The 11994-nt window shown below is 58.8% G+C and carries 1 protein-coding gene; it reads right to left on the reverse strand.

Annotated features, from left to right (window positions below):
• Positions 1-11952, reverse strand: a complete 11952-nt coding sequence (locus AAE514_RS16550; RefSeq protein ID WP_347332669.1) for a beta strand repeat-containing protein — start codon at positions 11950-11952, stop codon at positions 1-3.
• Positions 11953-11994: the final 42 nt, after the last annotated feature.

Here is an 11994-nt window from a genome sequence, read left to right on the forward strand (position 1 = left end):
TTAGTAGTCGGCGGAGTAGCGTTCGTCATCATCGTCGTCCTCGTAGCGCTGGTCCGGCGGCATGAGGATGGAAACTTCGTCGTAGGTGTAGTTGCGCACCTCGGTGAAAATCGCCGGGTCGACATCTTCCAGCCCTTCCACTTCCACCAGTTGCTCCCCGGCGCTTGTCAGGTCCTGGTTGACCACAACATCCGAGTTGTTTTCAAACTTTTCCGGGCTCTTGTAAAACGCCCAGTAAGGCTTCCAGCTGCGAATACCCTGCAGGTACACCAAATCTCTGAAGTACATCACCAACGGGCGGGCGGAGGAGCCGATGTCGCCGTCCACCAGGAAGATACCACTGCGGCCCACAAGATCCGGCTTTCCATAGTCGATGGGGCCAAGCGCCAGCAAACTGCCCTTCTCGGTGGTGATACTTAGGCTCCCCTGGTTGTAATTGGCGTTGGCGATGCCGCCGCCTTCAACCGCATCGCTTGATGCCCGATCAAACACCGGTGCGTCGCGGTTATCCAACGTTACGGTGCCCTTGTTTTCCAAGGTGATATTCCCGTTGGTGGCCAACCGCTCGATGCGCAGCTCCCCCTGGTTGGTCAGGGACACCGGGCCGCTTTGGTTGAGCGCGTGCAATTCCTGAGTCTCCATGGCCAACGGGGTTTGCGTGCCGATGCCTTCCACGGATTCGAACTCGATGCGCTGAGAGCGCAGCCCGATTCCTTCGCTAAGGGCCGACTCGATTCGGCGACCGGAGACCAACGCGATGGTGCCATCGGCATTGTCCAGGTGGCTGACCCATAGGTTGTCACCGGCTTGATAACGAATCGTGCCGTTGTCCGTGCTCGAGCGCGCCTCCCGGCTCATGGTCAGCTCACCGTCCGCCACCACTTCAATACCGGCACGGGCGGAAAGCTCCGCTCTTTGCTGAAGGTCGCCGCTGGCATCGATGTCGATTATGCCGGCGCTGTCAATGCGGGCGTTCTGAGCAAAAGCGCCCGAGGCCAAGGTCACCCCTTCGGCGCCCAGGGCCTTCAAGGTGGCGTTCACCTCCAGGGCGTCTTCTCCGGCATCCAGCATCAGAGCATCGGCGGTCAGCGCGCGGTTCACGGTGATGCCGGACGCCTTGGCCTCCAGCCGCTGTTCAATATCGACCGCCGCGTCCACCCTCAGGGCGTCCCGGCCGGCGTTCAGCGTCAGGTTCTCGGCCGTCAGCGGGCCATCGAGAGACAGTCCGTTGGCGCTCAGGTCTACCGCGCCCCGGCTATCGACGGCCCCCACGGCAAGTGCCCCTCGGCTTTTCAGTTCGACGTTGTCCGCCCGTTCGACTCGCAGCGTACCGAGACGGTTACCGCTGTTTAACGCTGTGAGCGAGCCGTCGAGAGAAACGACCGCCGTGCTCAAATCCCAAGCCCCCTGGCCGTTCACGTCACCACGGTTTTTCAGGGTCAGCGTCTTGCCACTCACATCGCCCAGGGTTAAGTCCCGGTCATGGCGAAGCAGAATGTCGTGTGCGGCTTGCAGGTGGGTGGCGCCGCTGAAGCGGTTGTCCCCTTCCAGGCGAATGCCGCCCAGGTCGGAGCGCAAGTGAATGTCCCCCGCCGCGGACAGGTCCGCGGTGCTGGTGATATTACCGGCGCTGTAGATGGCCGTCTCGCCCAGGCTGTTCAGTTGCGCCAGGTTGAGCGCACCGTCGTTGTTCAACGCCAGGCCGCCCTGACCCACGTCGGCATAGAGCGCGTCGATGCCGGTATGGATTGCCGCTTCGGGCGTACCGAAGGCGCCCACGCCCACCAGGTGCAACTCCCGGGCCTTCAAGCGATCTTGGGTGGCTTGGCGGACCTTGGCGTTGCGAATTTCCAGCCGCCCCGGAATGGACACGGCGCCGTTCAGCTCGACGATGTCGTCACTGTTGGCCGCCAGAACCAGGTGGGTTTTGTTGTTGTAGTCCAGTTGGGTCAAGCCATTGACCTGAATGGCGTTGTCTTCCATTGAAAGGGTGTCGGCTTCCAGGCTGGTGTTGATGCGAAGCTGGGAGGCCGTCACATCATCCTGCACGCGCTCCAGCCCCTCAAACGCCACTTCAAATACGCGGTTGTTGGCCCCGGTGTACGTCAGGCGTTCGGGGGCGCGACGGCGGGCATAGTACTCCGCCTGGGTACCACTGCCGCCCCCGCTGACCCAGAGTTCATCCCGGCCTTTAACACCGTTGAGAGACAGCTCGCCCTCGGCGTCGGCGGCCAGAGTCAGGTTGAACCGGTCATCGCCGGCGCCCCCGGTAATGCCTCCGGTTACCAAGCCACCGTTTAGGTGGAAGGTATCGCCCCCGTCGCCGGCCACCAGGTCGGTCACGCCGGAGAAGCTCAGACGGTTGTTCAGTTGCCCCGCGTTCTCGCCACTCTCAAGCCGCCAGGTGTTGCCGTCTTCCAGGGCCGTTAGGGTGGTTTGTCGGTTATTGCCCGTCAGGTGATGGAAACGACGCAGGTCGCCCTGGTCGGTGCCCACCGTGACATCGACGGTGTTTTTAGCGGACAGGTCCACGGTATTGCGGCCGGTGCCCGCCCCGCCATCAACGTAGCCGCTAAGCTCGCCGGCCGAGCCGAACTCGAAGTCGTCTTTGCCCGTGCCGCCCAGCAAAGTGGCGACGCCGCTGAAGGTCAAGCCGCCCCGCGTGCCGCTATTGATTCCGGTAATGGTCCACTCGGTATCGCCGTTGGTGCCCAGCAGGGTGTGCGCCGCATCGCGCTCGGCATCCAGTTTCTGAATGTTGAGCATATTCAGGTCGGCGGCCAGATCCAACGAGGTGGCGAGAGTCCAGCTCTCCCCGTCGGCCAGTTGGCTGAGGTCCACGCGGTTACCGGTGTTGTTGCCGCCGTCCACGTAGCCGTCAAGGCGACCGGCCCCGGAAAAGATAAACGCATCGGTTCCGTCGTTGCCCAGCAGGGCATGAACGCCACTGAATTCCAGGGAGTCATTCAACGTGCCGCGGTTGCGACCGTCGATCGCCCAGGTGTTGCTGACATTATCAGCGTGCAGCTGGTGGGCCTGTTCACTGCCACCGGTCAGGTCATCCAAGCCGGCCACCCGAATAATGTCCGCCTCGGTGCTGTCGAGGTCCAGACTGACTAGCAGGGCCGACTGGGAAGCGCTGATATCCAGCGAGTTATTCTCGCCCTCAACGCCGCCGTGCAGAGTGTGGGCCTTACCCTCGCCGGTGAGGATGAAGGTGTCTTCGCCGGTGCCGCCGAACAACTGCTGGATGCCGGTGAAGCTCAGGTCTTCACCATTGAGTGAGCCGCCGCCGTTGGCATCAAGTCGCCAGGTGTTGTCCGTATCGGCCCCGTACAGGCGGTGGTGCACCGCGTTCGAGCCGCTCAGCGTTTCCACTCCAACCAGATGGGTGTCGGCGGGGGTGGACTCGCCAAAGCCGACGCTTTGGGCAGAGCCGGCGCCACTGATGTTTAGGGTGTCGGCCCCAATGCCGCCTTTGAGGGTGCCGATAAAGCGCCCGTCCTCGGCCAGGGTAAAGGTGTCTTGCCCGGAGCCGCCTTCAAGAACATTGAAGTTGATAAAGTACAGCGACTCCTCACCGAGGGTGACCACACCGTCATTGAGCCCATCGTTTTGGCAGTTCTCGGTGCAGCTTTGGTCAATAGCGGCGATGGAGCCGAGGCGCCAATTGGCGTTAGCCTCGGTTTCCCCCAACAGAAGCCGGCTGAGGTGCTCGCCGGAACCGGCGTTATTGCCGATCACCCCGGTAATATTGACAATATTGCTGCCAAAACCGGCGAAAGTGACTTTTACTTCTTCGTCCTTGCGGGAATAATCGATAAGGTTAATGCCACGGCCCCCGTCAATCTTCCCTGACGTCTTCCCGCCGTCGAACATGGCGAAGGTGTCGCTGGCCGCACCGCCAGTCAGGCGGGAGAAGTCGGTAAAGGCGACCGTGGTCTGATCGGTGGCGCCTTCGAAGTATTCCACTTCGCCCTGGTTCTCACCAGTGATGTTCCAGCGGTAGGCCCGATCCCCCGCGCCGAGCAAGTGGTTGGCGGCACCGGCCGCGCCGCTTAGGGTCTCAAAACCGGAGACAAAGCTGTCGATGTGGACATCATGCTCGACTTCCTGCCCATCTTCGGGCTGGCCCAGGCTGAGGGTAATGGCCTCATCCAGCGTGCTCAGGTCCAGCTCATCGGCCGCGCCGCCGCCCCCGTTCAGGGCGGCGAAGCTTTGCAGGTGCTCCCGCGTGAACGCATCGTTAGCGGCAAAGCTGTCCTTTTGGTCATTGCCGGTCAGGATAGCCATGCCGGTGAAAGTCATCGCCAGGTCAGTGGTTCCACCCTCTTTCACCGTGCCGCTCCCCGCGCCGGTCAGGGTCCATTCGTTGACGCGCGCGGGGGCGATCAGCTCGTTGTTCTCACCGCCGCCGTTGAGCGTTTTAATGCTTTCAAACTTGGTGGCATTATTCAATGTGCCGTTACCGTTGGCCGATAGCCTCCAGGTATTGGCTCCTTGGGCGGAGACCACATCATCACCACTACCGCCCAGAAGCGTACCGGCAAAGTTCGCCCCATTAAGGGTGAAGTGGTCGACGCCCTGGCTGCCTTCCAGGGTGGCCATGCCGTCGAATGTCAGGCTTTGGGAGTCATTTCCAGTGACGGTTTCCAGCGTGCCGCCGTGCGCACTGGAGAGGCTCCAATTGTTTTGCGCATTCGAGGCGCTTAGCCAGTCACTCCCAGCGCCGGTAATATCACCGATGGCGGTAAAGCCGATGGCCTCGCCATTATCGCCCAAGGTGACCGAGCCGTTCCGAGCGCCGCTGAGGGTCCAAGTAGCCACCACCGGATCGGTATCGTCAGCGCTGTAGCTCAAGGTGTTCTCACCGCTGCTACCGTTAATATCGTCAACCCAAGCCTCGGCGCCGTTCAGGGTAAACTGGTCAACGCCTCGACCACCGTTGAGCACTTCCAGTTCGCTAAAGCTCCCGCCGCGATCCACCGTGCCCGTGCCGGCACCGGTCACCGACCAGGCGATGGTATCGTTATTGCCGCTTTCTACCCGCAGGCTATCCCGGCCTTCGCCATTGCCGCCGGTAATGCCGCCGGACAAACGGCCAGCTTGCTCGATGGTAAAAGTGTCGCTGCCCGAGCCACCCCACAGCTGACCAATACCGGAGAAGGAGATGGCGTTGTTGTTTAGGTGGCCGCGGTTTTCGCCGTCGACGACCCATTGGCTGCCGTCGGTTTCGCCGATCAACTGGTTGTTCCGGCTACCGTGGGCGGTGATGGTTCCAACCCCCTTAAGCCAGACGCCCGCACCGTTGCTGCCTTCGGGGGCCGTTTCCTTCAGCCGGAACGCCAAATCCCGATTGGACTGAACCGAATTCACGGTATTCGAGCCGTCCCGGCCGTCGATATAGCCTGACAATCGGCCCTGGTTTTGGAAAAGAAACCGGTCTTCCCCGGCGCCGCCGAGCAACTGGTTGAAGTCAATAAAGGCGACGGTCTCATCGCCATGCTGGAACTCACCGTCATTGATGCCATCGGCCCTGTCGTGACCATTGTCATCAATAACCCAGTCGTAATCGCCAGCGCCATTGGCCAGCAGTTGGCTGTTGAATTCAGAGTTTTCCCTACCGTTGCCGATTACCCCGTCGATTCCGCGAAGAACCGGACTGTCGCAGGCATCAGAACCACTGAGCAAGTTGACACACAGGTCCTCCTCAACCAAAGAATAATCGAGCCAAGTCTCGCCGGTACCGCCGGTAATACCACCAGTAACGTTGCCGCCATCGAAACGCAAATCACTATGCTCACCACCCTGCAGATAGGCGAACCCGAAGAACGCAAGCGTTGTGTCCTCGGCACCCCCGGGCGAGGGCTCGACGGTTCCAATGTTCTCACCGGTCAGAGTCCAAATGTAGCGGTCAGCCACCGGGCCCAGCAGGGTGTTGCCCGTGTCATTGTCTACATTATTCGCCGCCTCGCCAGCGCGGAGCGTCTCGAGATTGCGGATGGTCACATCGTCATCACCACGGGCTTCCCAGCTAGACGCATTGTTGTCCGGCGCCAGCATGCCCACGGTGACGGCGGTGCTCCCCATGCTCAACAGGTCGAGCGAATCATCGCCTCCGGCGCCGCCGTCGACCACTCCCGCAAAAAGCGTTTTACCGGAGGTGACGAACTTGTCGGTACCACTGCCACCGACCAGCGCGGACATACCGCTGAACTCCACATCGGAACCGATACCGTCAGCGGCCACTACGGTGCCGCTATCAGCGCCCGTTAAGCTCCAATTATTGGACTCGTTCGGAGCGGACAGTCGGTCTCCCGCCGCCCCGGTAAGGATATTGATTGCGGAGAATTCGGTGCTCAGGGAAGTTACTTCGCCAGCAACGCCGTCGGTATTGTTGGTTCCGTACCCACTAATACGCCAGGCGTTGCCCCCGCCTTTCACCTCCAGGGTATCGCCGCCGCTCGCGCCGCCGTCTACCGTGCCGTTAAAGTCGGTGCTCGCATTCAAGGTGAAGGTATCGACGTCGTTACCGCCGACCAGCTTGTTCATGCCCTTAAGCGTCAGCCCCTCGATACTTCCGGTTCCTTCGTCAAGGCTCCATTCGTCGTTATGGTCAGCGGCGTTTTCAGACAGGGTCCAGCCAGTCGTGCGATTGCGGCCATAGAAAGTATCTGTTCCGCTACCCTGAAGGGTTTGAAAGGAGGAGAAGTCGTCAACCCGGCCCGTTACTGAACCGACCACTAAGGCTGTATCATCGCCGGCCTCATTTAGCTGCCAGCTGTTGCTACCCTCCAGAACTCTCAACGTATTGGGGGCACTGCTGCCCCCGTCTATTGATCCTAAATGGGACACTCCCTCGCCCAGTGTAAACGTATCTGATTCGGTGCCACCAAACAGCTGGCTCATGCCGGTCATTGTCAGGTAACGGTCGTCGTTCGAATCAGACGTGGACAGGTTCCACGTACCGTTTGTGTCGGTGCTCCAGTAGGTGGTTTCATTCTTTCCGTAAAAACTGTCGGAGCCGGCACCATTGGCCATCTGAATATTGTTAAACGCCGTCAGGCGAGCGGCACCGTCCTTAACGATGGCATGCACGCCATCATCGCTATGGTCCAGATTCCAGGTGTTATTACCGCCCACTACGGTGAGCGTATTGTCAAGGCCGCTGCCCCCATCGATGGAGCCCAGATGCGAGACACCCTCGCCCAATGTAAACGTATCCGCTCCAGTGCCACCAAACAGCTGGCGCATGCCGGTCATTGTCAGGTAACGGTCGTCATTCGAATCAGACGTGGACAGGTTCCAGGTGCCGTCCGTCTCGGAGTTCCAGTAAGTGGCCTCATTCCTACCGTAGACGAGATCGGAGCCGGCACCATTGGCCACCTGGATATTGTCAAACGACGTCAGGCGAGCCGCCCCGCCCTTAACGATTGCATTCACGCCAGCATCGCTATGGTCCAGGTTCCAGGTGTTATCACCGCCCACTACGCTAAGCGTGTTATTAAGATCGCTGCCGCCATCGATGGAGCCCAAGTACGACGCGTTCTCATCCAGCGTGAAGGTATCTGCCCCGCTGCCACCAAACAACTGGCTCATGCCAGTCAGTGCCAGGTAACGGTCATCATTCGAATCAGACGTGGACAGGTTCCAGGTGCCGTCCGTCTCGGAGTTCCAGTAAGTGGTCTCATTACTACCGTACACGAGATCGGAGCCGGCACCATTGGCCACCTGGATATTGTCAAACGACGTCAAGCGAGCCGCCCCGTCCTTAACGATTGCATTCACGCCAGCATCGCTATGGTCCAGATTCCAGGTGTTATCACCACCCGCTACGGTGAGCGTGTTATTAAGATCACTGCCACCGTCAATGGAGCCCAAGTGAGCTACCCCGTCACCCAGCGTAAAGGTATCCGCCCCGCTGCCACCAAAAAGCTGGCTCATGCCAGTCAGCGTCAGGTACCGGCCATCATTCGAATCAGAGGTGGAGAGACTCCAGGTGCCCTCCGCCTCGGAGTTCCAGTAAGTGGTCTCATTCCTACCGTACACGAGATCGGAGCCGGCACCATTGGCCATCTGGATATTGTTAAACGCCGTCAGGCGAGCGGCGCCGTCCTTAACGATGGCATTCACGCTCCCGTCGCTATGGTCGAGGTTCCAGGTGTTATCACCGCCCACTACGGTGAGCGTGTTGTCGAGGCCGCTACCGCCGTCAATGGAACCCAGGTGAGCTACCCCGTCACCCAGCGTAAAGGTATCCGCTCCGGTGCCACCAAACAGCTGGCTCATGCCAGTCAGTGTCAGGTACCGATCATCATCCGAATCAGACGTGGACAGATTCCAGGTGCCGTTTGTGTCGGAGCTCCAATAGGTGGTCTCATTCCGTCCGTGCAGGGCATCTGAGTCCGCGCCATTGAGCGTTTGGATATTGTCAAACGACGTCAAGCGAGCCGCCCCGTCCTTAACGATTGCATTCACGCCAGCATCGCTATGGTCCAGATTCCAGGTGTTATCACCACCCGCTACGGTGAGCGTGTTATTAAGATCACTGCCACCGTCAATGGAGCCCAAGTGAGCTACCCCGTCACCCAGCGTAAAGGTATCCGCCCCGCTGCCACCAAAAAGCTGGCTCATGCCAGTCAGCGTCAGGTACCGGCCATCATTCGAATCAGAGGTGGAGAGACTCCAGGTGCCCTCCGCCTCGGAGTTCCAGTAAGTGGTCTCATCCCGTCCGTGGAGGGTATCTGAGTCCGCGCCATTGAGCGTTTGGATATGGTCAAACGACGTCAGGCGAGTGGCACCGTTCTTAACGACTGCAAACACGTCATCGCCGCTGTGGTCCAGATTCCAGGTGTTATCACCGCCCACAACAGTGAGCGTGTTATTAAGATCACTACCACCGTCAATGGAGCCCAAGTACGACACACCCGTTTCCAGCGTAAACGTATCGGCTTCGCTACCACCAAACAGCGCTCCCATTCCGGTCACTGTCAGGTATTGGTCCGCCGCTAAGGCTGACGTTGAAAGGTCCCAAGTGCCGTTCGTCTCGGAGCTCCAGTAGGTGGTCTCATTCCGTCCGTGCAGGGTGTCTGAGTCCGCGCCATTGAGCGTTTGTATATGGTCAAACGCCGTCAGGCGAGCGGCGCCGTCCTTAACAATTGCAAATACATCATCACCGCTATGGTCCAGATTCCAGGTGTTGTCACCGCCCACTACGCTAAGCGTGTTATTAAGATCACTGCCGCCATCAATAGAGCCCAAGTACGACACGTTCTCGTCCAGCGTAAAGGTATCCGCTCCGCTGCCACCAAACAGCGCTCCCATTCCGGTCACTGTCAGGTATTGGTCCGCCGCTAATGTTGACGTTGAAAGGTCCCAAGTGCCGTTTGTGTCGGAGCTCCAGTAGGTGGCTTCATTCTTTCCGTAGAAGCTGTCGGAGCCTTCCCCATTAACCACCTGTATATGGCTAAACTCGGATACGCGGGTGGCGTTGCCGTCTGCAACCGCCACCACATTGCTATCAGAATGGTCCAGTTTCCAAGTGTTAGTCCCACCCTTTACGGTAAGCGTGTTACTTGGCCCGCTGTCGTTGTCTGGATCAACACCACCATTGATCCGCCCGGTAATGGAGCCGGCGACATCATCGACCACGTCGGGGTCCACCGCTTCGAGGATAAAGGTATCATTGCCTGTACCACCATTCAGATTGCCGAAGCCGCTGAAGGTCAACGTGTCGGAAAACAACGTATCCGGATTTTCGGGGTCGTCGACGATGCTGTGTTCTATGTTTCCGGCATTTTCATCCGTAATGGTCCAGGTATTAGTTCCGTAGGCCATAGACAAGGACGCGTCTGTGCCGCTACCAGTTAAGCTGTTAATACCGGCTATGTTCCAGATTTCGTTATCGGTGCCAAAACCAATACTCAGAGAGTCCTTACCGTTGTCCCACTTCGACAAGTCTAAGGTATTAGTGTCGCCGCCAGCACCATCAACAAGGCCATCGAACGCAACGTCACCGTCAACCGAGAATTGATCATTGCCTTCACCGCCGGTAAGGTTTTCGATGCCAGAGAATGTCGTAACAACGGAGTAAGCGGGGTCATCGCCCTGTGGATCACGCGTAACGGGCCCGCCGCCATTGTTCTCGTTCAGACTCCAGTCGACGGTGTCCCCTTCATCACTTTGAACGGTCAGCTTGTCGGAACCGGTACCACCCTCAATACCGGTAATGGTCGCTCCGGTCTGCACGGTAAAGCTGTCATCACCGCTGCCCCCAATCAAAGTGGTTACCCCGGTAAAGCTTAGGGTTGAAGACAGCGGGGAGGGATCCTCCGAGTCTGCCGGCTTGACTTCACCGGCGAACGCACTATTAACCGACCAACTATTATGGCCTGAGGTTACTTCCAACGTGGTGGTGCCGGTACTGCCTGTCAAATTCGTCAGATTGGCCGCTTTCCATCCTGTGACTTCCGTACCGTCTGCCCTCTCCCCAACGACGACTGTTTGGTCGGCCATCTTAGCCAAGTTTAGCGTATCGGTACCGGCCTCACCGCCATCTACTCGCAACGCCGTGGTGTTGCTGCCCGGCGTAAAGGTATCATCGCCGTCGCTACCTGTTAGTGAACTCATGCCGGAGAAGGCTAACGTTTTCTCCGTGCCGGTATTCGTTACCGTCCACTGACCTTCAGAAACACCATTCCAACTGTAATTCGCCGCTCCCACTGGAGCCGTTAGGCTATCGTCGCCGTTGCCAGTCAGTTTCTGAATACCGGAGAAGGAGCCGATGCGCGTTATGTCCGAGTCTGCCTTGTCCGCGACGGAACCGGCGTCGAGCCCTTCCAGAACCCAGGCGTTGGACCCGTTCTCAACAACCAGCGAGTCTTGAGAGCCTTCAATGTTCTGCTCGCCTGCTGTCGTTCCAACAAGGGTTCCCTCGAACACCGCGTCTTGTTCCAGCGTAAAGCGATCGGAGTAACTACGGCCTTCAAGGGTACTCATTTCATCGAACTTCAACGTGTCCGTAGCGGTCGCATTCTCGTCATCTGGGTTCCACCATCCGACGCTACCCGCCTTCGGCCCACTCAGCACCCAGGCGTTATTCTGATCACGACCCTTCAAGGTATCGTTGCCGCTGCCGCTGCCGGTTAGGGATTGGATCTCCAAAAAGGACGTAACTTTTCCGCCGTCGACATTTCCCGAAAATTCGCCATCAAGCGTCCAGGTATTGTCGCCGTCCTCCACCGTCAAAGAGTTGCTGCCGCCTTCACCGCCGTGAATTTCCGCCAGCGAGACCGCGCCGGATAAAATGAACTGGTCATCTCCGGTGCCGCCTTTTAACTTCTGTATATTGGCGAACTCAGGCAGGTATGAGGTTGCGCTAGTAGGATCAGCGCCTTCGCGCAAGGTCGCGGTCCGCTCGCCGGCCCCGTCAGGTTCGTGATAGGACCAGATATTGTTGACGTTTCCGGCCACGATCTGGTTACTGTCTCCTGCACCGCCGTCAACACCGCCCGTCAGGGAGCCGTTGCCGTCACTACCACGCTGGAAGGTAAACGTATCGTCTCCGGACCCACCAACCAGGGTGTCCACTTTGGAAAAGCTTATGGTCTCATCGAAAAGGCGATTGTCCTCTTCGCCCGTTCCCGGCTCGACCTGTTTCACCTCACCAATGTTTACGTCATTGATAGTCCAGAGGTTGTCACCCGAGGGAACTCGTAGAGTCGTGGAGAAGTCACCCTCAACGCCAGTCACCTCTGTGATGTCTGAAATCAGCCAGTTGGAGGGGTCCTCGTCCGCAGCCTCTACAGACTCCACTTGCACCACTGTATCGGTTCCAAGACCGGACAGGTCTAGGGTGTTGGTACCTTCGCCACCACGAAGGGTGACTCGGCTACCGTGGTTGACCGACGCTACAAAGGAATCATCATTATTGCCGCCGACCAGTTCGGTCATCCCCGTGATTGCAATATAGGGTTCGGAGCCTTCATTCTTTGA

Source organism: Marinimicrobium locisalis (genome assembly GCF_039822625.1).
Taxonomy (GTDB): domain Bacteria; phylum Pseudomonadota; class Gammaproteobacteria; order Pseudomonadales; family Cellvibrionaceae; genus Marinimicrobium; species Marinimicrobium locisalis.

Bases quoted from the DNA above. Each gene is read 5' to 3' on its own strand.
- AAE514_RS16550 (WP_347332669.1), bottom strand. From the start codon at position 11,952: ATGACCGAACTGGTCGGCGGCAATAATGATGATTCCTTTGTAGCGTCG.